Raw genomic sequence first — 23,732 nt, forward strand, 5'->3', positions numbered from 1 at the left:
TAGACCTTAGATTCGAAAGAATAAAATTATAAAATAAAAAGACCTCACGGGCCCCGACGTTTCGGGATAAAACCCGTGGGGTCTTTTAGATTATTGCTTTATCAGTTTTTTTGTTGCAAAACCTAATTCAGATTGTAGTTTTACGAAATAAATAGCAGGTCTTAAATCAGAAATGTCAAAACTTTTATTTTGTTCAAAATTTCCATTAAATGATTTTACCATTCGACCTGAAATATCAAAAATAGCTACTTTATTAGTTGCGGTGTTAATTTTAAATGTATCTGTTATTGGGTTTGGGTAAATACTTACCAAATCATTTATAGAGACATTATCAACACCTAAAGTGACGGCACTTGTACCATATACTTTAAATTCACCAGGTTGTAAACTAAGAGGAGCACTACCACTAACTACAGTTATTGATTGATTATCATTTAAAAGGTCATACCAAGTTCCGGTTTGTTGAAATTCAGGACTTATAATTTGTGTAGTTAAACCAAAGTTTCCAATAATAGTAATGTGTTTTATATCGGGGTTTGAAGCATCATCCGTTAAATGTATTTTTTTCAGCCCATTTGAATTGGCAACATCTAAATCAAAATTATTTGTTTTAAAAATGGGCACTTCTTTTTTAAGTTTTATTAATTTGGACCAAGTATCATAAACGTCTTTTCTATCGGGTTCATTATAATAGTTCCATAAAATAGGTTTGTTCCCTGTTCTTCCTCCTTCATCAATGCCAATGTCATAACCTAATTCGCCAAATTGCCAAATCATTTTTGGACCTGGAATAGTAAAATAAAAGGCACCTGCCAATTCCATACGATCTAAGGCTGTGGCTAAGGTTTTTGTGCTATAACTACCGCTTGAATTACCAAATTCTAAGTTTTTATACATTACACGTTCTTCATCATGGCTTTCCATATAGGTAACATTGGCAGGTACTGTCCAGCCTCTTTCGCGATAGTCAATCCACGAAATATCTGATTTTCCATCAGCGTTATAACCCATTGTTGCTTCACTATAATTTCCATTAAGATTACTCCAAAGCATTATGCCTTTGCCTTCATCTAAACGATAATTTACCCATTCAGTCTCCTCAGTGTTTCCTCCTAAATGTTCAAAAATTACATAGAAATCAGTGTCTATTTCCCACTGATAATCTGCATAGGTTTTTAGAACAGCAACACGATCTGCTTGATAGCTCCCCGTACATCCTTCATCACTTGAAGTACAATTCTGCGTAAAACCTTTGGTCAAATCCCATCTAAAACCATCAATTTTATATTCATCAATCCAATATTGAGTGGTGCGTTTTACATAATCTTTTGTGGCTTGTTTACTATGGTTAAAGTCATTAAATACACTATAAGCATGTGTTGCTTCTTGATTAAAAAATGGACTATCTGTAGATGCTTGTCCACCATAACCGCCATTATCGGTATTCCACATTCTATAAAAAGGGTTTTGACCTGAAGCATGATTATATACAACGTCTAATACTACTGCGATACCACGATTATGACATTCGTCAATAAGCTGTTTAAAAGCAGTTGGAGATCCATAATATTTGTCTAATGCCATATGGAATGATGGGTTGTATCCCCAACTTTCATTACCATCAAATTCATTTACCGGCATTAATTCAATTGCGTTAATTCCTAAATCTTGGAGATAATCCAATCTTGCTTTTACAGCATCAAAGCTATGTAAGGCATCAAAATCTCTTATGAGTAATTCGTAAATCACCAAATCGGTTTTTGGTGGAGCTTGAAAATTTGTGTTTTGCCAGGCATATTGACTATCTCCAGTTCTTAATAATGTAACCGCATGTGTGGTTAACCCTGCTGGATACGCTGGAAGGTTGGGATAGGTTGTACTGTTGATGTATTGGTCATTACTTTCATCTAAAATGGTAGTAGAATATGGATCTGCAATTCGTATCAATCCATCAACTAAGTATTGGTACAAAATATTAGTTTGAGGAGTTAAGCCGGTAAGTTCTATCCAGAAGCGATCTTTTGAACTGTCTTTTTTTAGTAGATAATTAGTGTCATCACGTGTCCAATTGTTCATTGATCCAATAAGATTTACAAATTGTTTACCTGGGGCATACAATACTAAAGTGGCTTTTGTATTATCAGATGCATCAAGATTAAAGCCATCTAACATTCCTGCAGGTACTGGAGCTTCTGTTACCGTAGGTACCGTGATTGTTCCTACATTTACTACATTATCTTGCGATTTTTTATCATCTTTACCATCTTTAGCTTTAACTAGAAATCCAATACTTGTTATTCCGGTTCTACCGTAAAAAGTGCTTGGAGTGAACGTAATGGAATAACTATCGCCACTCTTGGTCATTTTTTGAGCTTCATTAGAGCTCGTCCAAGTACCATTTGTAGGCGAGTCGGTTTGACTACCACTTGCAGTTGACCATGCCCACAAGTAAATATCAGTTACGCCCCACGTAGATGGATTCACATCGGTAACTGTAATGGTTATTTCATCCGTTTCTTCAAATGGAGAAGGGGTTATGGTATAGGTTACATTTTGCACCTGAGCAAAAGTGTAGTTACTCGCAAATAGTAATAGTAAGAGTAGTATTTTTTTCATAAAGTTATGTTTTCTGTTTTAGTTTATAATTATAAGCTACTGCGTTTTATTACATATCGCTCAGAATGACAAGTTAATGCAAAAAAGGCTGTTTATGCAAACACAAACAGCCTTTCATGAACTAGATAATAAAAACTAATTTGTGTTTATTATTCCAATATGTATTTAGGACTACTAGCATCACTTAGGTCTAAAGTAATCTTATAGGTACCAGCGTCAACCGCAATGTTGTCACCACCTGATTCTAATGTTCCATCTGCATCGTTATCACCATAGTTAACATCCCAACTGTCATCAGCACGGAATTTAATTTCACCAGCAGTAAGGTCAATGCTATTAATCACCCATATGTCATCGTCAGTGCTAAAATCTCGTGTAAATTTCACATCTGGTATTGTTTGAGGATCTGCAGGCCAACCTGTAGGTGAACCAGATCCGGTAATGCCCCAAATATGATCAATTGCTTCCAATTCATATTCTAAATTATTAAGATCAACGGTAACTATATAATTACCCGCAGTAACTGTTATGTTATCGCCTGCTGATTCTAACGTGCCATCGGCACCTGTATCACCATAATTAGTATCCCAACTATCATTTGTTCGGAATTTAATATCACCATCAGATAGAGCAATGATTACCTTCCATGAATCAGAATAAGAATCATATGTAAATTGAGCATCAGGAATAATTTGTGGGTCAGCAGGCCAACCTATAGGAGTTGCCGATCCGGTAATCCCTAATGAATATTCTTCAAGCGAATAGGTCAAAGCACTTAAATTCAACGTGATTTTATACGTTCCTGCGGTAACAGCAATATCTGCTCCACCTTCTTCTAAGCTACCATCAGCATTGTCGTCACCATAATTTACATTCGGAGATTCCCAACTATTATTTTGACGGAATTTAATATCTCCATCAGTTAGGGTTGTATAAGCAACATATACATCTGCTGTACTTGTTGTATAGAATGGTACATCTGGACCGTTCCAACCATTAACCGTTGCAGAGCCAACTAGTCCCCAAGTAGTAGATAAATCTAATTTATCTTGATATACAGAAGCATTTAAAACTACAGGACTAGATTCTACACCGTTATAATCACCTAATTCAGCAACTACTTTTACTTCAACATCTGCTGGTGTTCCTTGCTCTAATTCTAATTTTAATAAGATTGCGTTTAACTGAGATACAGTTAACGTTTTTTGCAATGCTTTACCCGCAGAAACTTTTTCAGGTTTACTGAAATTATCTCCTACGTTATCCATATATATGCTGTAAGAAGGGGCTGCACTATAACCAAAATCAGGTTGTGTCCAAGTAATAGTTAAGGCTTCTGCATCTGGATTAGTAGCCTCTAACACAACACTAGAATTTGACAAGTTTGCAGTAACACTCGCACTTGAATTTAACTCAGCAAAAGCATCCTTGTCATCGCAACTCACTGCGAGAAGTGGAGCTACAACTAAGATCAATAATTTATAAAATATATTTTTCATCTGTTTAATTTTTTTAATTAGTAACCTGTATTTTGTTGCAGATTTGGATTAGCATTCATATCCGTAGATGGTATTGGAAACAAATCTAAATGACTTGAAGTACTAGCTCCGTCTGATACACCACCTTTCCAAGGCCAAGTATAACTTCCATCAGAAAATTTACCGTATCGAATTAAGTCTGTTCTGCGATGTCCTTCCCAATATAATTCTCTTGCTCTTTCGTCAAGGATAAGATCTAAGTCGATTGAACTCACTTGAACAGGACTATTTGCTCTTGTTCTTAGTTCATTTACATACCCCATTGCTGTAGCTTCATCTCCACCTGAACCACCTCTTAACACAGCTTCTGCATACATTAGGTAAACATCTGCTAAACGGAATAATGGAAAGTCAGTATCGGTAAAATTACCACTCGCGTCAGAACCAGCATTGCCATCTCTATCTACATTTTTAAATTTAGTAATTCCATAACCTTCTGTAAATGTTGGAATGTCAGCAATTTCTAAATTTTGACCATCTGTATGGAACATTGCTCTAGCATCCGTTAATGGCTCTAGAGTATATGTTTTATCAGCTGTATTGACTGTAATTCTGTAAAGACCAGCACTTACACTTATATTGTTACCGTTACTATCACCAAAATCACTACCCCAAGAATTATCTGGTCTGAATTTTAATTCTCCACTTTGTAATTGATAATAAGCTTGATATACATCTGAGGTACCTGTTTGATAAAGTGTCATGTCAGGACCGTTCCAAGCGTTCACAGTAGCATCACCTACAATACCCCAATTAGAAGGGGCACCAATAGCATTATTTGCAGCAGTACTGTTGAAAGTGTAATTAAATAAATTTACCAAAGCACTTGTAGTACGATTACCACCCCAACCACTGTTAACTCCAAAATCTGCAGGAGCCATAGAACCGCCAATTGCAGCATGAATTAAAAAAGTTGTTCCTCCATACGACTGCGTATGTAAACCATCAAAAGCGATTGGGAAAATTACCCCACTTGCAGTATGATTATCTGCTAAGAATAAATTTTCATAATTAGGCTCCAAACTGTAACCTGCATTAATTACTTTATTAGCATATGTTACTGCTTCGTTGTACTTAACTTGACCCGTATATACTTCAGCATTCAAGTATAATTTGGCTAACAAGGTCCAGGCACCAGCCTGATCTACTCGTGCATATTCATTAGCCATTGGAGCAGTTAAAGAACTCTCAATGTCTAATAATTCACTTTCTACGAAGTTAAATAAATCAACTCTGCTCATTTGTTCTGGCGTAAAATATCCAACAGGATCACTCTCATCCACAAAGGGTACATTACCAAAAAAGTCTAGTGCATGATAGTAACTCAAAGCTCTTAAAAAACGAGCTTCAGCTCGATAGGTGTTTACTTCTGTTAATAAAGATCCTTCAACGCCTCTGCCACTTAAAAGGTCAGGTGTAGTTTGTCTTAAAAAAGCATTACAAGAGGTTATTTGATAAAAAATTCTATTGTACAATGCTCTAATAAATTCGTTACCTGAATTCCAATCTTGTTCATGATAATCAGGTAAACTTCCATCCGCCCAACCGATAACTGCTTCGTCAGTAGTTACTTCTTGTGCCAACCAATATTGTCTTAAGTATTGACTAAAACCTTCATCGATACCTGAAATGTCAGGTAAGCCCGCAGGGCCTTCTTGTCCACTTATTGCCAAACCAGCATATAGTTTTGCCAATACTTGCTTGTAAGCAGAAGGATCGTTAAATACTTCGTCAGCTAATGCGATATCATCATCATTAGGTAATGTGTCTAAATCATTTAAACATGATGTCAAGGTAAATAAACCTAACACTACACTTAAAATGGTTATTTTAAAAATATGTTTTTTCATCTTTATCAATTTAAAAGTTTAAATTAAGACCTAACGTATAGATTCTTGGTCTTGGATAAATATTGTAATCAATTCCTCCAAAAACTTCAGGATCTAAACCTTCGTAATCAGTAATTATCAATGCGTTTTGTACCGTCGCGTTTAGTTTCAGGTTAGTGCCTTCACCAAATACATTATTAAAATTATAACCTACGCCTATGTTGTCTAATTTAACAAATGAAGCGTCTTGTACGTAATAATCTGATAAGTACCTTTCAGTTCCTCCGTTTACAAAACCAGTTTCTAAAATGTTTTCTACACCGTTAGAAATAACATCAGGGAAAGCCGTGTTTAATAAGTTAAGTTTAAATCCTAAATTAGAATCTACATTATTATATACGTAGTTTCCAAAACTTCCTCTCCAAGACATGGTGAAATTCCAGTTTTTATAATTTAAATCAGTAGAAAAACCAAGAGTTATGTCTGCATTTGGATTTTCAAATCGATATCTGTCATCCAAAGTAATTGAACCATCTCCATCTCTATCTACATAAACATCTTCTAATGGTTTTCCATTTGCATCATAAACTTGCTCATAAACATAGAAAGTACTTGGAGCATAGCCTACAGAATGAATTTGAACATTGTTACCTACACCACCAGAAATACCACCTATTTCCACACCATCATAGTCGGTACTTTCGTTAGTGGTTAATTTTGTAATTTCGCTATCGTTCCAAGCACCATTTAGGCTTAATGTTAAATCTAAATCATCCGTTTTAATAGGAATAAAATTCAACGTTAACTCAACCCCTTTGTTTTCTAAGCTCCCAATATTGGCGTAATCAGCATTTGATAATGCCGAACCCGCAGGAAAGGAGATAAAGTTTAATAAATCAACGGTTTCTCTGAAATATCCATCAATACTACCATTAATTCTGTCATTGAGAAAACCAAAATCTAAACCCAAATTATAGGTCGTTGTTTCTTCCCATTTTAATGTGGTATTATAAGGTTCAGCTCTGTAGGTAGAAATAAAACCATTACCAAATTGGTATTGAGCGGTATTTGTACTCAGTAAGTAGGTCGCTAAAGCAGGATTATAGTTGTCACCTATATCTTGTTGACCCGTAATTCCCCAACCTACTCTTAATTTTAAATCAGATATCGTATTTGAATCTTGTAAAAAGGACTCCTCTTTCATTTTCCAAGCAAAGGCAGCTGAAGGAAATTTCCCCCATTTATTATCTCCTCTAAATCTAGAAGATCCATCTGCTCTATAGGTAAATGTAAATAAATACTTGTTGGCTAAAGTGTAGTTTAACCTTCCAAAAAATGATTGCAAATTCAGTTCATTAGAGTAATCGCTAATTTGACTGATGCTAGTATCTTGTAAGTTACTCACATCTCCACCTTCATTTAAAAAATTTTGGTAAGAATACCCAGCCATTACATCTATTTTACTATCTATAGACTCAATGTTTTTGACATAATTCAAGTAAAAATCTAACAATTGATTTTCTTTTTCTTGATTATAAGTAGCCATGTTTCCTAAATTAGTGCCATCTGCCAATTGTGTTGTGGAAGAATTAAAAATGTTATTAAAACCTTTTGAACTTGATTTATCTATACCTAAATTAAGATTTGCTCTTAAATCTGGTAAAAAATGCATTTTATAATCAAATTGAATATTCCCTATAAAACGTTTTACACTAGATTCATTTCTTCTTTGTTCTAGTAATGCCAATGGATTTCTAGGAGCTCCAGTTTGGATTGCTCTTCCATCAATAGGACTTGTCCATTCAAAGTAACCTCCAAAAGGAAGACTATCATCATAAATAGGTTGTGTAGGATCAAATGAAATTGCATTACCTATAGCACCTTGATCAGCAAATCGGTTGCCAATTAATGAAGCTTTAGTGTTTAAATCAATTTTTAACTTGTTATCAAACAGTTTAGTGCCAATATTTATAGAGTAAGTAGCTCTTTCTAACTTAGAAGTTTTTAAGGTACCATTTAAATTGGTATACCCCATAGAACCTCTTACGTTAAATTTATCGCTACCACCAGAAAGACTTATATTATGGTCTGTACCTATACCGGTTTGAAAAATCTCATCTTGCCAATTGTTGTCAGCATTCCCTATTAAGGCAATGTCAGTAGCTACTCCATTAGCATTTACATATCCTTTGAAATCTGTTGCAGACATGGCGTCTACAAATTGTGTATTTTCTTGAACAGATACGTTTGCAGAATAATTCGCTTTAATACCACCGCTTTTACCTTTTTTAGTGGTAATAATTATGACACCATTTGAAGCTCTAGACCCGTATATAGCAGTTGCAGATGCATCCTTTAATATACTATAAGACTCAATGTCATTTGGGTTTACAATATTTAATGGGTTTCTAGTTCCTGAAACACCTTCGTTATCTAATGGTACACCATCAATAATAATTAAAGGATTATTGGTAGCTCTTAATGAAGAACCACCTCTAATACGAATGGTACTTCCAGTACCAGGGGCTCCACCACCTGTTGTCACTTGAACACCGGCAACTTTACCTACCAATAATTGTTCAGGTGAGGCAATTGCACCTTTATTTATGTCTGCTGCTTTTACAGAAGAAACGGCACCAGTAGCATCCTTTTTAGTAGTAGTACCATAACCTATAATAACTACTTCTTGTAAGCTTTCTGCAGACTCTTCTAGTATTACATTAATATCTTCGTTTGATTTTATGGCAACTTCCACATTATTAAATCCAATAAACGAAAATACGAGTATATCGCCAATATTGGCTTTATCTAATGTGTAAAGTCCGTCAAAATCAGTTACCGTACCATTTGTGGTACCTTTTACAATAACATTTACACCTGGTAATTCAGTACCGGTGGCTTTGTCAGTTACTTTTCCTTTTACACTAATTTGAGCCATTGCTATCAGTGGAAAAAGAAATAAGACGCCAAAAAAGGCTTTTCTAAAATTTCTCATTTAATTTAATTTGAGTTAATACTAATTAAAATCAATACTTTTACATTTCACTTGGTGAAGTTACTATCTTAACGTTACATTAACAAAAGCGAAACCTTACGAAAACGGTTTCGTGTTGAAAACTTTTTGCTTTTTTGATAGAATCCTTGTGAAAAATGATGAAATTCATCAGAAAGAGACCAATATTTTTAGAATTTGATAAATTACGATGAAAGCGAAAATCACTTTAAAGGACATAGCCAAAGAATTAGAGGTATCAACTTCAACAGTTTCGAAGGCATTAAATGATAGTAACGAAATTAGTTTAGAATTGCGAGAGAAGATAAAAGCCTTCGCTGATTTTTATCATTATAGACCGAATATGACGGCCTTAAAACTAAGGAATAAGAAGACCATGATTATTGGTGTGATTATTCCTGAAATTGTACATCATTTTTTCTCTGAAATTATAAGTGGTATTGAAAAAATGGCAAATGGTAGGAGCTATAATGTTATGGTTTGTGTATCGAGTGAGTCTTACGAAAAGGAAAAATTAAACCTCGCAATGTTATCTAACGGAAGCGTAGATGGAGTCTTGGTTTCCATAGCCAAGGAAACGTTGGAATTGGGAAATTTTGATCATTTTAAAGAATTGGCAGATTACAACATTCCACTCGTTTTATTCGATAGAGTTTCTGATGAGGTAAATTGTGATAAAATTGTGGTTGATGATGAGGGAGCCGGTTATAAGGCAACTAATTATTTAATGGATATTGGTCGTAAACGTATTTGTATATTGTCAACGCCAGATCATGTTAATGTTGGTGCTCTACGTGGTTTGGGGTATAAAAAGGCGATTGAAGAAAGGGGAGGGCAAGTAGATGATCGTTTGCTATTTAGAGTGAATGACAAAACAGACCTTACCTTACAGATTCAGACGTATTTAAATAGTTTAGAAGTTTGGCCAGACGCTATTATAGGTGTAAATGAAATTTTTGCTGCAATTGCGATGAAAGTGGTAAAAGAGAGGAAGTTGAAAATTCCTGAAGATGTGGCTATTATTGGTTTTACTGATGGCTTAATTTCTCAATTTTCTACACCGGCCATGTCTACAATTGTTCAGCACGGTTTTATGATGGGGGAGCAGGCAACAGCTATGTTATTAGATAGAATTCAAAAAAAGGAACCTGAAATTAATTATGAATATAAAGTGATTTCAACGGATTTAAAAATTAGAGAGTCTACAGAAAAAATAGAATAATAAATTATTTATAAAAAATAATTTATATCTTTGAATTTCAAAATGAAAGTTTTGATTTGACATTTGCCTTTTCATTTTAAATAAAAGACCGAATGTTTAAAAATACATTTTACACTTCACACAAAAAATTTGGCCGATGATTTTCATTGGGCTGTTATCTCGTTGTTAATATTTTATTTATGGAAAAAAGGAAACTAAGTTTCTGGCAAATCTGGAACATGAGTTTTGGATTTCTAGGAATACAGATGGGTTTTGCATTACAAAACGCAAATGCCAGTAGGATTCTTCAAATTTTCGGTGCTGATCTGCATGAACTTTCATGGTTTTGGATCATTGCACCGCTTATGGGGTTGATTGTACAACCCATTGTTGGTCATTATAGTGATAAAACGTGGGGGAGATTTGGAAGGAGAAAACCTTATTTTCTCGTAGGTGCTTTATTAGCATCTATTGGATTAGTATTGATGCCTCAAGCTGATATTTTTATTGCTTTTTTACCTGCTTTGTGGGTGGGTGCTGGTTTTTTAATGATTATGGATGCTTCTTTTAATATTGCCATGGAACCTTTCCGAGCTTTAGTGGGAGATAATTTAAGAACAGATCAAAGAACAGCTGGATTCAGTATTCAAACCGCTTTGATTGGTTTTGGTGCGGTTATCGGTTCTTGGTTGCCTTATGCATTAACCAATTGGTTTGGAATTTCAAATGTATCAGAAGAAGGAAGTGTACCTATGCACCTAATTTGGTCTTTTGTTATTGGAGCTATTATTTTGATAGTATCTATTTTAATAACAATTGTTACAACAAAGGAGTATTCTCCTGAAGAACTTCAGCAAATAGAAAACAATCTTTCTCAAGATGGTGTTATTGAAATAGTTGATGATGAAAAGGAGTCTAGCTTATTAGATATTTTTGATGATTTTAAAAAGATGCCTGCTACAATGCGGCAATTGAGTTGGGTTCAATTCTTTTCTTGGTTTGGACTTTTTGGAATGTGGGTTTTTGCTGTTCCTGCAATCGCACAGCATATATATGGATTACCTTTAACAGATAGTAGTAGTAAGACGTATCAAAATGCTGGCGATTGGGTTGGTATTTTGTTTGGAGTTTACAATTTGGTTTCTGCATTATTTGCTTTTACACTTCCTTATATCGCAAAAAGAATTGGAAGAAAGAAAACGCATTCTACTTCTCTAATTATTGGAGGACTAGGATTAATATCAATTTATTTTATGCCTAACGAAGATTGGTTAATTCTTTCAATGATAGGTGTCGGTATCGCTTGGGCTAGTATTTTGGCCATGCCTTATGCTATTTTGGCGGGTTCTATCAACCCCAAAAAAATGGGTGTATATATGGGTATTTTCAATTTCTTTATTGTAATTCCTCAAATTATAAATGCTATAATCGGTGGGCCATTAGTCAAATATTTATATAACGATCATGCAATTTTTGCATTGGTAACAAGTGGAGTCAGTTTCTTAATAGCTGCTCTCTTAGTAGCAAAAGTAAAAGATGTAGACGAAAAATTAAACGAAAATTAAATGAATAAAAAAGGATTTATATTCGACTTAGACGGAGTCATAGTTGATACTGCTAAATATCACTATTTGGCTTGGAGCGATTTAGCTAGTGAATTAGGCTTCGAATTTACTATTGAACAAAATGAAATGTTTAAAGGGGTAAGTCGAAAAAGATGCATGGAAATTCTACTTGATATTGGTGGAATTACTGCAACTAAAAATCAGTTTGATACTTGGATGGTTGAAAAGAACGTAGATTATCTAAAGTATATTGATAAAATGGATGCATCTGAAATTCTACCAGATGTTGTTAGAGTTTTAGATTTTCTGAAAAAACACCATATTCCAATAGCATTGGGTTCGGCAAGTAAAAACGCACAACCTATTTTAGAAAAAGTAGGGTTGTTATCCTATTTTGATACTATTGTAGATGGTAATAATGTAACCAAAGCAAAACCAGATCCAGAAGTGTTTTTGTTAGCAGCAAAACAATTAGGAGTAAAGGCTGATGATTGTGTTGTTTTTGAAGATGCTGTAGCAGGTATAGAAGCTGCCAACAAAGCAAATATGGTAAGTATTGGCATTGGAGATAAAAATATTTTATCTGAAGCTCAATATAATTTTAAAGATTTTACAGAAATGGACGCTATTTTTTTAAACGGATTATTGGCCGGAAAATAAGTAGATAAATTGTAAATAAAATCGACGTAATACTAATACCTTAATACTAATATTAAAATGAACCAAGAATATATACAACCAAATGCATGGTCAATAATTGAAGAAGGATTTGATCCTGAAAAGGTGAAATCTTCGGAAAGTTTATTTAGCATCGGTAATGGTGCTATGGGACAACGTGCCAATTTTGAAGAAGATTATTCTGGAGCTACCTTTCAAGGTAGTTATATCGCCGGTGTTTATTACCCTGATAAAACTAGAGTAGGTTGGTGGAAAAATGGCTATCCTGAATATTTTGCAAAAGTACTAAACGCTCCAAGTTGGATTGGTATTAATGTGGCTATAAATGGAGAGCAATTAGATTTATTTACGTGTAAAAAAGTAGAAAATTTTAAGCGAGAACTCAATATGAAAGAAGGGTGGTTGTCTCGTAATTTTAAAGCTACGCTTAAAAGTGGAATAGAAATTCAGGTTGATGTTAAGCGGTTTTTAAGTTTAGAATTAGATGAGGTTGGAGCCATTTCATATACAGTTACACCATTAAATAATGACGTTACTATTTTATATGAACCGTATTTAGATAGTGGTATCACAAATGAAGATTCTAATTGGGATGATACGTTTTGGAATACTACAGCTGTTACAGAAAATGGTGAGCAGGCTTTTATAGAAGCACATACGATGAAAACCAACTTTCATACGTGTACTTTCATGGAATCGCATTTCTTTTTGAATAACGATGCTTTACATATAAAACCAGTTACACGAAAAAAGCCACAATTTATTGCTTTTATGTATGAACAAGACGTAAAACAAAATGAAAAATTTACCATTCACAAATTTGGTGGATATACGGTTGATCGTAATCATTCCGCTGATAAATTAGTGAGTGCTGCAAAAGATGTTTTAGCTAAAACAGAAGCATTAGGTTTTGATAACCTCTTGAACGCACAAAAAGAATCATGGGCCAAAATTTGGGAGATGGCAGATATTTCCATCGAAGGAGATGTCAAAGCTCAGCAAGGGATTCGATTTAATATTTTTCAATTAAATCAAACCTATTTAGGTAAAGATTCACGATTAAATATTGGTCCGAAAGGCTTTACTGGTGAAAAATATGGAGGAAGTACTTATTGGGATACAGAAGCCTATTGCATCCCATTTTATATGGCAACTAAAGATCAGCAAGTAGCAAGAAACTTATTAAAATATAGATACAACCATTTAGAAAAAGCTATTGAGAATGCTGAAAAATTAGGCTTTAAAAACGGAGCAGCATTGTATCCAATGGTTACCATGAATGGCGAAGAATGTCATAACGAATGGGAAATTACTTTCGAAGAAATTCACAGAAATGGAGCTATTGCTTTTGCTATTTTTAACTACTATCGATATACAGGTGACTATAGTTATATTCCTGAAAAAGGGTTAGAAGTACTTATAGGTATTGCTAGATTTTGGCATCAACGAGCTACTTTTTCTACAGCTAAAAACAAGTATGTTATTCTAGGCGTTACAGGGCCAAATGAATATGAAAATAATGTAAATAATAATTTTTACACAAACTATTTAGGGCAATGGTGTATCAATTATGCATTGGAAAATATAGATAAAGTATCCAAAGAATTTACTGCTGATTATGATAGAATTGTTGATAAAACAACTATTTCTAAATCGGAATTAGAGCAATGGAAAAAAGTAGCAGATAACATGTATTTTCCTTTTTCAGAAGAGCACGATATTTATTTGCAACAGGATGGCTTTTTAGACAAAGAATTAATTACGGTTGCCAATTTAGATAAATCGCAACGCCCAATAAATCAAAAATGGTCATGGGATCGAATTTTACGTTCTCCATACATAAAGCAGGCAGATGTTTTACAAGGATTGTACTTTTTTGAAGACCAATTTACTACAGAAGAACTAGAGCGTCATTTTGATTTCTATGAGCCATTTACAGTGCACGAAAGTTCATTGTCACCTTGTGTACATAGTATTCAAGCTGCAAAACTAGGTAGAATGGAACAAGCTTATCAGTTCTATTTACGAACTTCTCGTTTAGATTTAGATGACTATAACCATGAAGTTGAAGAAGGTTTACACATCACGTCCATGGCTGGTACTTGGATGAGTATTGTAGAGGGCTTTGGAGGAATGCGAATTAAGGAAAATACCTTGTCATTTGAACCTAAAATTCCTGAACAATGGAAGTCATATTCATTTAAGGTAAATTTTAGAAATCATATTATAAAAGTAAACACCAGTCATAATGAAACTACTTTTGAATTGTTAGAGGGCAATCCTATTGCTATTATGGTTAATGATAAGCCAGTTACTGTTTCAATGAAATAATTTTAAAATGAATAAAATGAGGTCAATAATAATTACGCTTATTGCTTTTTTCGTTATCAATAATCTGGTAACCGCACAAGAGTTAAAATCTCCAAACGGGGAAATGAAAATGCAATTTTCACTTAACAATGATGGTACGCCAACCTATCAACTCAAGTATAAAGAACAAGAAGTTATAAAGACAAGTAGTTTAGGTTTAGAATTAAAAAATGATAAAAAATCATTATTGAATGATTTTGAAATTTCTAAAACAGAAACGTCAACTTTTGATGAAACTTGGACTCCCGTTTGGGGTGAAGAAAAGGAAATTCGAAATCATTATAATGAATTAGCGGTTACATTAAAACAAAAAGTTACAGATAGAGTTGTCCTAATTCGTTTCCGTCTATTTAACGAAGGACTCGGATTCCGTTATGAGTTTCCAGAGCAAAAAAATCTAGTTTATTTTGTAATTAAAGAGGAGAAAACACAATTTGCAATGACAGGCGATCATACGGCTTTTTGGATTCCTGGAGATTATGACACACAAGAATATGATTACACAGAATCTAAATTGTCAGAAATTCGTGGAAAATTTGATGCTGCGGTAACAGGTAATGCTTCTCAAGAGCAGTTTTCACCAACAGGAGTGCAAACAGCATTAATCATGAAAACCGATGCGGGTTTATATATTAATCTACATGAAGCGGCATTGATTAATTATTCATGCATGCACCTTAATTTGGATGATGAAAATATGATTTTTGAATCTTGGTTAACACCAGATGCTCGAGGAGATAAAGGGTATATGCAAGCTCCTTCTCATTCGCCATGGAGAACTATTATGGTGAGCGATGATGCTCGCGATATTTTGGCTTCAAAAATGACGTTGAACCTTAATGAACCTAGTAAAATAGAAGATACATCATGGATTAAGCCCGTTAAATATATTGGGGTTTGGTGGGAGATGATTACAGGTAAAAGCTCATGGGCTTATACTGATGAGTTATCTGCAATACAACTTGGTGTTACAGACTATTCAAAAGTAAAACCAAATGCTACTCATGGAGCAAACAATACCAAAGTGAAACGATATATCGATTTTGCAGCTGAACATGGTTTTGATGCCGTTTTGGTTGAAGGTTGGAATGAAGGTTGGGAAGATTGGTTTGGAAAAACGAAGGATTATGTATTTGATTTCGTTACACCGTATCCCGATTTTAATGTTGAAGAAATACATGCTTATGCCAAATCAAAAGGAGTAAAAATGATGATGCATCACGAAACTTCTGGATCAACTAGAAATTATGAACGTCATCTTGATAAAGCATATCAGTTTATGAAAGACAATGGTTATGATGCTGTTAAAAGTGGTTATGTTGGTGATATTTTACCAAGAGGTGAAAATCATTATAATCAATGGATTGTAAACCATTATCAATATGCTCTTGAAAAAGCAGCCGATTATAAAATTATGGTCAATGCCCATGAGGCAGTAAGACCAACGGGAATTAGTAGAACCTATCCTAATCTTATTGGAAATGAATCTGCTCGTGGTACAGAATATCAAGCTTTTGGAGGCTCTAAACCAAACCATGTTACCATATTGCCTTTTACGCGATTGATCGGCGGACCTATGGATTACACGCCTGGTATTTTTGAAATGGAAATCAGTAAATTTAGTTCGAACAACAATTCTCATGTCAATAGTACAATTGCAAATCAATTGGCATTATATGTAACTATGTATAGCCCGTTGCAAATGGCAGCCGATTTACCTGAGCATTACGAGCAATTTATGGATGCTTTTCAATTTATAAAAGATGTTGCAATTGATTGGGATAAAAGTATTTATCTAGAGGCAGAGCCTGGAAAATATATAACAGTAGCACGTAAAGAAAAAGGAGCAAATAATTGGTTCGTAGGTAATGTAAATGGAAATAATGCTAGAAAATCAAACATAAAATTTGATTTTTTAGAAAAAGGAAAGAAATATTTGGCTACCATTTATGCTGATGCTAAGGATGCCGATTTTAAAACTAATCCTCAAGCGTATACTATAAAGACTAAAAAAATAAGCAATACATCTAAATTATCACAACTGTCTGTTCCTGGTGGAGGTTATGCCATAAGTATAAAGGAAATTAAATAATAACCTTGTTTTTTTATTAAGATTTAAAAGATTAAATTTATGGAATATGATTTTAAGCGATTAATTATTATAGGTCAAATATTTCTATTAATGAGTTTAGGTGCAAGTGCCCAAATAGAACGCGTAGAACCGCTGAATTGGTGGGTAGGTTTTGAGAATAACGATTTACAGTTATTGATAAAAGGCAATAATATCAGCAATGCTATTCCGAGTATTTCTTATGATGGTGTTCACCTCATGAGTATTCAAAAAGGAACGAGTCCAAATTATTTATTTCTAAATCTTAACATCCATGCAGATACAAAACCAGGAGCGTTTGATATCGTTTTTGAACAAGAAAATATGGAAACAATTCGGTATTCTTATACGTTAAACGCTCGTAAAAAGGAGGCTGATGCTTATGAAGGTTTTAATAGTTCGGATGCTATTTACTTAATTACTCCAGATCGTTTTGCTAATGGAAATGTTATTAATGATCAGGTATCTGGTCTAAAAGATCAAACCTTAAATAGAGCACAAGATTATTATAGACATGGCGGTGATATAAGAGGGATAATTAATCATTTAGATTATATTAAAGACATGGGGTTTACTACAATTTGGCCAACACCTTTGTTAACTAATGATATGTCAGAATCTTCGTATCATGGGTATGCAATCACTGATTTTTATGAAGTAGACCCTCGTTTTGGAACGTTAGATGCCTATAAAGAACTTGCCGAAAAAATAAAGGAAAATGGAATGAAATTGGTAATGGATCAGGTAGCTAACCATTGCGGAATAGAACATTGGTGGATGAAAGATTTGCCTTTTAATGATTGGATCAATCAACAAGACAATTTCTTGAACAAAAAAGAAATTAATAAATCCAATCATAGACGAACGGCCAATCAAGATATGTATGCCTCTAAACTGGATAAAAAAAATTTAAATGATGGATGGTTTGTAGATAGCATGCCTGATTTAAATCAGAAGAATCCATTTATGGCAACCTATATTATTCAAAATAGTATTTGGTGGATAGAGACGTTAGAATTGGGTGGTATCCGTCAAGATACCTATCCTTATCCCGATAAGGAATTTATGTCTGATTGGGCAGGGGCAATTATGAAAGAATATCCAAATTTTAGTATCGTAGGTGAGGAGTGGAGTATGAATCCGCTATTAGTAGGGTATTGGCAATCTGGAGCTAAAAATAAGGACGGCTATGAGTCCAATTTAAGGTCTACCATGGATTTCCCGATGCAAAATAATATTGTAGCTGCTTTAAATGAAAATGAAGAATGGGATAAAGGGTTGGTAAAATTATATGAAGGCTTAGCGAATGATTTTCATTATGCAACACCTGAAGATATCATGATTTTTGCAGACAATCATGATATGAGCAGAATTCACACACAGCTGAATGAAGATTATGTAAAAACTAAAATGGCCTTAGCATCGGTATTGTTATTACCTAGAGTACCGCAAATTTATTATGGTACGGAAGTATTACTTAGTGATGCTGAAAAACCAGGTGATCATGGCTTAATAAGGACTGATTTTCCCGGAGGTTGGCAAAATGATACGGTAAATGCATTTACTGGAGAAGGCTTAACAGATGAGCAAAAAGATGTACAGAATTTTCTTAAAAAAGTATTGAATTATCGCAAAGAAAGTAAAGCCATTCACAATGGTAAAACCATACATTTTGCACCAGAAAATGGAATCTATGTATTGTTTCGAATAGAGGGTGATGAAACTGTTGTAATGATTTTGAATAAAAATGAGAATTCGGTTGCGTTAGATTTAAATCGTTTTGAAGAAATGGGTTTAGTTGATAAAACTTTAAAAAATATGATCTCAGAAGATTCAATAACTTGGAAAGGCCCATTAAAAATTAATGATAGAGGAGTGATATTATTAACAACAAAACTGTAAAGCTACCGTAAATAACAACTTTTCCTTTTCTACAAGGGATAGTGGTGTGTTTTTAGGACTTCAAGAAAATGAACAAAGCCATATTATCAATAGTGAGTTTTTTATTAATAGTTCAGGTAAGTTTGGCTCAAGTCACTTTTGTTGTTACTAAATACCCTAAAAGCACTACCAAAGAGAATGTTTATATTACTGGAAATTTTGAAGGGTGGACCGGAGGTCAAGAAAAATATAAATTAAAGCAACAAAATAATAAGTATTCAATTACATTACCTGAAGAAGAAGCTATTCTTTTTAAATTTACAAAAGGTTCTTGGGCGTCTGTTGAAACGGATAAAGATTATTATACAATTGAAAATCGAGAATATATTTTTAATATGCCAAATGATACGGTACATATATCAATAGACAATTGGTCTCAAGGTAAAGTTGTGAATTCAACGGCAACTCCAAATGTGAAATTATTTTATAAAGCACTTCATATTCCACAACTTAAAAGAAAACGTAGAATTTGGGTTTATTTACCACCAGATTATAATGCTACTAAAGAAAAATATCCTGTTGTATATATGCAAGATGGTCAGAATTTATTTGATGCTGCAACTTCTTTTTCTGGAGAATGGGCTGTTGATGAAACACTAAATAAACTGGCACGTGAAAAGAAGTTAAAAATGATTGTGGTAGGTATCGACAATGGTTCAAAACACAGAATTGATGAATACTCGCCCTGGAAAAATAATAGTTATGGTGGAGGAAAAGGTGAAGCCTATGTTCAATTTATAGTGGAAACCTTAAAGCCGAAAATAGATAGTGCTTTTAGAACCAAAACACAACCTAGAAATACTGCCATTATGGGAAGCTCTATGGGCGGATTAATTTCTTATTACGCTGCATTAAAATATCCTAAAGTTTTTGGAAAAGCGGGTGTATTTTCACCTTCTTTTTGGTTTTCAGACAAAGTAATTGATTTTACGAAGGGGCATAGTAAAAAATCACCAGTAAAGGCTTACTTTTTAATGGGAGATGAAGAAGATAATAGTGCAATTGATGCAATGGATAATGTAATTGAGACCATGAAAAAAAGTGGTTTTAAACAGAAGAATTTAGCAAAAAAAATGGTTATTGGTGGTAAGCATAATGAAACTTTGTGGAGCAATGGATTTGAAGAAGCAATACTATGGCTGTTTAAATAAGAAGCAATGAGATTAAATAAAATATATATATCATTCTTTATGCTAGTGACCCTATTTATGGCATGTGGTAAAGAAAAACAATCAGAAGAAAAACAAACAATGAAAATAGAAAAAAGTGCTCATAAAAAAGTGGTTTATCAAGTGTTTACAAGATTATTTGGAAACACAAATACAACGAATAAACCTTGGGGAACTATCGAGGAAAATGGGGTTGGAAAATTTAGTGACTTTACGGATAAGGCGTTGAAGAAAATTAAGGATTTAGGGGTAACTCATATTTGGTACACGGGTATTCCTCATCATGATGTAATTAGAGATTATACTGAGTTTGGCATTTCAAATGATGACCCTGATGTGGTAAAAGGCCGTGCGGGTTCGCCCTATGCCGTTAAAGATTATTATAATGTGAATCCTGATTTAGCTGATAATCCTGCCCAAAGATTAGCCGAATTTAAAGCCTTAATTAAACGAACTCATAAAGCCGGATTACAACTAATTATTGACATTGTGCCCAACCATGTTGCTCGTAATTATCAAGGATTAACCAATCCAGAAGGGGTAGATGATTTTGGTGCTAAAGATGACAAAACAGTTGTTTATGATGTTAATAATAATTTTTATTATGTTCCAGGAGAGGCCTTTAAAGTACCTGAATGGCAAAATGGATATCAACCGCTAGGGGGTGAAAACAATCCACTTGCTGATCATAGGTTTGAAGAATATCCGGCAAAATGGACAGGTAATGGTTCTAGAGCAGCCCAGCCAGATGTAAATGACTGGTATGAAACAGTGAAAATTAATTATGGCGTGAGCCCCGACGGTAGAAAGGACTTTAATGAATTACCAGAAGGCTTTGAGAACAAAAATTATAAAAAGCATTTTGATTTTTGGAAGGATAAAAAAGTGCCAAGCTCTTGGATTAAATTTAAAGATATTGCTTTGTATTGGATAGAAATGGGAGTAGATGGCTTTCGATATGATATGGCTGAAATGGTTCCTGTTGAGTTTTGGAGTTATATGAATTCTGCTATAAAGATGAAAAATGAAAATGCATTTTTAATGGCTGAGGTGTACAATCCTGATTTGTATCGAGATTATATCCGTAAAGGAAAAATGGATTATCTATACGATAAAGTACAACTATACGATACCATTAAGAATATTATGCAAGGGCATGGCTCTACTGATCATATTGCAGCTATTGAAAAATGGAAGAAAGATATAGAGCATCACATGCTTCATTTCTTAGAAAATCATGACGAACAGCGAATTGCAAGTCCTGAATTTGCGGGTAATGCCTTAAATGGAAAGCCAGCAATGGTTGTTTCTGCAACGATTAGCACATCACCAACTTTAGTATATTTTGGTCAAGAATTGGGCGAGCCTGGAGCAGAGAATGCAGGTTTTGGAAGTCCATCGAGAACTTCTATTTTCGATTATATTGGCGTTCCAAATTTACAACGTTGGGTTAATGATAAAAAATTTGATGGAGGTGCATCTACAGAGGAAGAAAAATCGTTGAGAGATTTTTATAAGCGGTTGTTAAACTTTACCATTAATAGTTCAGCGATGATGGGTGCGTATCAAGATATTCACCATCATAACAGATACCATACGGAATGGTATAATGATAAGGTGCTGTCTTATGTACGTTGGGATACTACTGAAAAATTAATAATTGTATCCAATTTTAACGATAGTAATCACTATGGATTTGACTTACAGATACCTGAAGATATTATAAAAAAATGGAATTTAAAGGATGGAGAATATGAAACGGAAGATCAAATCTATCATAAGGATAAAACCACATTAAAAGTAGAAAATGGAGTTGGTTTTATTAGAGTGGAATTAGATCCTTTGGAGTCCTTTATTTTGAAATTAAAATAAGAGTAATAAAATTTCCTTTTTTTTTAAGGAAGTGCACCCAAACGTAAGGTTTTAGTTTTAAAAGAATAGTATGAGCGGGATGATCCTCTCCAATTTTAAATTATAAAAAATGAAAAAATATATAATTCCCATATTAATTTCTTTTATCCTTTTCAGTTGTTCGGACAAAAAAGAACAGAAAATGACAGAAAAAACAGAATCGGAAACTCCGTTTGTCTGGGAAGGGGCAAATCTCTATTTTTTATTAACGGATCGTTTTAATAATGGAGACACCTCAAACGATATCAACTTTGAACGGACCGATGAAGCTGCTAAATTAAGAGGTTTTGAAGGAGGAGATATAAAAGGTATCACCCAGAAAATTAAAGAAGGATATTTTACGGATCTAGGTATCAATGCGATTTGGATGACACCAATAGTAGAGCAAATTCACGGAGGAACGAATGAAGGAACAGGAACTACCTATGGTTTTCATGGGTATTGGACAAAAGATTGGACGGCTATTGACCCGAATTTTGGAACGAAAGAAGACGTAAAAGAATTGGTAGAGGTTGCTCATAAAAATGGAATACGCATTTTATTAGATGCCGTTATAAATCACACAGGTCCTGTGACCGAAAAGGATCCCGTTTGGCCTGCCGAATGGGTACGAACAGCACCTGCTTGTACCTATCAAGATTATGAAAGTACTATTGCATGTACGTTAGTTGAAAACCTACCAGATATTAAAACCGAAAGTAACGAAGAAGTTGATTTACCTCCTCAATTGGTAGAAAAATGGAAGAAAGAAGGGCGTTATGATCAAGAAGTGACAGAATTGGATGCTTTTTTTAAAAGAACAGGATATCCTAGAGCTCCACGTTATTACATTATAAAATGGTTAACAGATTATATTACTGAATTTGGTATTGATGGTTATCGCGTTGATACGGTTAAACATACAGAAGAAAATGTATGGCAAGAATTTAGAACAGAGTGTGATGTTGCTTTCACAGCATGGAAGAAAAACAATCCTGAAAAAGTAGTAGATGAAACTAATTTTTATATGGTGGGCGAAGTTTATAATTACGGTATTAGTGCTGGTAAAGCCTTTGATTTTGGGGATAAAAAAGTCAATTATTTTGATAAAAGTTTTAATGCATTAATCAATTTTGAATTAAAATATGATGCCACAAAAACGTATGATAGTATTTTTGTAAAGTATGATTCTCTTTTAAATACAAACCTAAAAGGGTATAGTGTTTTAAATTATCTAACCTCACATGATGATGGACAACCGTTTGATGCGGAAAGAAAAAAATCACAACAAACGGCCAATATTTTATACTTAACACCAGGTACTTCACAAACCTATTATGGTGATGAATCGGCAAGAGACTTAATTATAGAAGGTACTCAAGGAGATGCCACGTTACGTTCTTTTATGAATTGGGACAGTATTAATTCTAGTGCTAAGACAAAAGAAATATTATTACACTGGCAAAAGTTAGGTAAATTTAGAAATTCTCACCCTGCTGTTGGGGCAGGAAGACATCAGAAAATTTCTGATACACCGTATGCGTTTTCTAGAGTTTATGTAAAAGATGATTTTACAGATAAGGTAATTGTTGCTCTGGATTTAAATAAAGGGGAAAAAGAAATTAAGGTGTCTTCAGTTTTTAAGGATGGAATTGAGTTACACGATGCGTATTCAAATACTTCAGTTAAAGTTGAAAATGGAAAAGTAATTATGAATTCTAATTATACCATTGTGTTATTAGAACCTCTCAAAATGTAAAGTTTTAAAATTAGAAAAAAGCTTCCAATGTTGGAAGCTTTTTTTTTGTTTTC

Annotated in this window: 13 protein-coding genes; 9 read left to right on the forward strand and 4 right to left on the reverse strand. The window is 33.9% G+C overall.

Going from position 1 to position 23,732, the window contains the following annotated elements:
- Positions 1-90: 90 nt before the first annotated feature.
- From JBL43_RS12045 to JBL43_RS12060, 4 genes are all read right to left on the reverse strand, one after another.
- On the reverse strand, positions 91-2,616 hold the full coding sequence (locus JBL43_RS12045) for an alpha-amylase family glycosyl hydrolase (RefSeq protein ID WP_198841683.1): 2,526 nt from the start codon (positions 2,614-2,616) through the stop codon (positions 91-93).
- A gap of 149 nt (positions 2,617-2,765) precedes the next feature.
- Positions 2,766-4,115, reverse strand: coding sequence for a SusE domain-containing protein (locus JBL43_RS12050; RefSeq protein ID WP_198841684.1), 1,350 nt, complete (start codon positions 4,113-4,115; stop codon positions 2,766-2,768).
- A gap of 17 nt (positions 4,116-4,132) precedes the next feature.
- Entirely contained in the window at positions 4,133-6,004 is a 1,872-nt protein-coding gene (locus JBL43_RS12055) for a RagB/SusD family nutrient uptake outer membrane protein (RefSeq protein ID WP_198841685.1), read from the reverse strand.
- A gap of 10 nt (positions 6,005-6,014) precedes the next feature.
- Positions 6,015-8,978, reverse strand: coding sequence for a SusC/RagA family TonB-linked outer membrane protein (locus tag JBL43_RS12060; protein ID WP_198841686.1), 2,964 nt, complete (start codon positions 8,976-8,978; stop codon positions 6,015-6,017).
- Positions 8,979-9,186: 208 nt separating this feature from the next.
- On the opposite strand from JBL43_RS12060, the gene JBL43_RS12065 reads away from it, so the two are divergent.
- The 9 genes from JBL43_RS12065 to JBL43_RS12105 all read left to right on the forward strand — a co-directional run bounded on the left by JBL43_RS12065 (position 9,187) and on the right by JBL43_RS12105 (position 23,679).
- Positions 9,187-10,218 (forward strand): LacI family DNA-binding transcriptional regulator, encoded by a 1,032-nt coding sequence (locus tag JBL43_RS12065; RefSeq protein WP_198841687.1) that lies wholly within the window; start codon positions 9,187-9,189, stop codon positions 10,216-10,218.
- A gap of 179 nt (positions 10,219-10,397) precedes the next feature.
- Positions 10,398-11,762, forward strand: coding sequence for an MFS transporter (locus JBL43_RS12070; protein WP_198841688.1), 1,365 nt, complete (start codon positions 10,398-10,400; stop codon positions 11,760-11,762).
- Positions 11,763-12,422 (forward strand): beta-phosphoglucomutase, encoded by a 660-nt coding sequence (gene pgmB / locus JBL43_RS12075; protein WP_198841689.1) that lies wholly within the window; start codon positions 11,763-11,765, stop codon positions 12,420-12,422.
- Positions 12,423-12,479: 57 nt separating this feature from the next.
- Positions 12,480-14,771 (forward strand): glycoside hydrolase family 65 protein, encoded by a 2,292-nt coding sequence (locus JBL43_RS12080; protein ID WP_198841690.1) that lies wholly within the window; start codon positions 12,480-12,482, stop codon positions 14,769-14,771.
- A gap of 16 nt (positions 14,772-14,787) precedes the next feature.
- Positions 14,788-16,902, forward strand: a complete 2,115-nt coding sequence (locus tag JBL43_RS12085; RefSeq protein ID WP_198841691.1) for a glycoside hydrolase family 97 protein — start codon at positions 14,788-14,790, stop codon at positions 16,900-16,902.
- Between the two features lie 90 nt (positions 16,903-16,992).
- Complete coding sequence (locus tag JBL43_RS12090; RefSeq protein ID WP_438839434.1) at positions 16,993-18,822, forward strand: glycoside hydrolase family 13 protein; 1,830 nt, start codon at positions 16,993-16,995, stop codon at positions 18,820-18,822.
- A 68-nt stretch (positions 18,823-18,890) separates the two neighbouring features.
- A complete protein-coding gene (locus JBL43_RS12095) occupies positions 18,891-20,012 on the forward strand; it encodes an alpha/beta hydrolase (RefSeq protein ID WP_233098767.1) in 1,122 nt (373 codons plus the stop codon).
- Positions 20,013-20,018: 6 nt separating this feature from the next.
- The gene (locus JBL43_RS12100) at positions 20,019-21,902 is read left to right on the forward strand and encodes an alpha-amylase family glycosyl hydrolase (RefSeq protein WP_198841693.1); all 1,884 of its coding nucleotides are present in this window, start codon (positions 20,019-20,021) and stop codon (positions 21,900-21,902) included.
- A 109-nt stretch (positions 21,903-22,011) separates the two neighbouring features.
- Positions 22,012-23,679 carry an alpha-amylase family glycosyl hydrolase gene (locus tag JBL43_RS12105; protein WP_198841694.1) on the forward strand — a complete coding sequence of 556 codons (1,668 nt, stop codon included), beginning with the start codon at positions 22,012-22,014 and terminating at the stop codon, positions 23,677-23,679.
- Positions 23,680-23,732: the final 53 nt, after the last annotated feature.

It is taken from the genome of Aureibaculum flavum, from assembly GCF_016406085.1.
Classification (GTDB): Bacteria; Bacteroidota; Bacteroidia; order Flavobacteriales; family Flavobacteriaceae; genus Aureibaculum; species Aureibaculum flavum.

Excerpts from the sequence above, each read along its gene's own strand:
- JBL43_RS12045 (WP_198841683.1), bottom strand. The coding sequence starts at position 2,616 with ATGAAAAAAATACTACTCTTACTATTACTATTTGCGAGTAACTACACT.
- JBL43_RS12050 (WP_198841684.1), bottom strand. The coding sequence starts at position 4,115 with ATGAAAAATATATTTTATAAATTATTGATCTTAGTTGTAGCTCCACTT.
- JBL43_RS12055 (WP_198841685.1), bottom strand. The coding sequence starts at position 6,004 with ATGAAAAAACATATTTTTAAAATAACCATTTTAAGTGTAGTGTTAGGT.
- JBL43_RS12060 (WP_198841686.1), bottom strand. The coding sequence starts at position 8,978 with ATGAGAAATTTTAGAAAAGCCTTTTTTGGCGTCTTATTTCTTTTTCCA.
- JBL43_RS12065 (WP_198841687.1), top strand. The coding sequence starts at position 9,187 with ATGAAAGCGAAAATCACTTTAAAGGACATAGCCAAAGAATTAGAGGTA.
- JBL43_RS12070 (WP_198841688.1), top strand. The coding sequence starts at position 10,398 with ATGGAAAAAAGGAAACTAAGTTTCTGGCAAATCTGGAACATGAGTTTT.
- pgmB (WP_198841689.1), top strand. The coding sequence starts at position 11,763 with ATGAATAAAAAAGGATTTATATTCGACTTAGACGGAGTCATAGTTGAT.
- JBL43_RS12080 (WP_198841690.1), top strand. The coding sequence starts at position 12,480 with ATGAACCAAGAATATATACAACCAAATGCATGGTCAATAATTGAAGAA.
- JBL43_RS12085 (WP_198841691.1), top strand. The coding sequence starts at position 14,788 with ATGAGGTCAATAATAATTACGCTTATTGCTTTTTTCGTTATCAATAAT.
- JBL43_RS12090 (WP_438839434.1), top strand. The coding sequence starts at position 16,993 with ATGAGTTTAGGTGCAAGTGCCCAAATAGAACGCGTAGAACCGCTGAAT.
- JBL43_RS12095 (WP_233098767.1), top strand. The coding sequence starts at position 18,891 with ATGAACAAAGCCATATTATCAATAGTGAGTTTTTTATTAATAGTTCAG.
- JBL43_RS12100 (WP_198841693.1), top strand. The coding sequence starts at position 20,019 with ATGAGATTAAATAAAATATATATATCATTCTTTATGCTAGTGACCCTA.
- JBL43_RS12105 (WP_198841694.1), top strand. The coding sequence starts at position 22,012 with ATGAAAAAATATATAATTCCCATATTAATTTCTTTTATCCTTTTCAGT.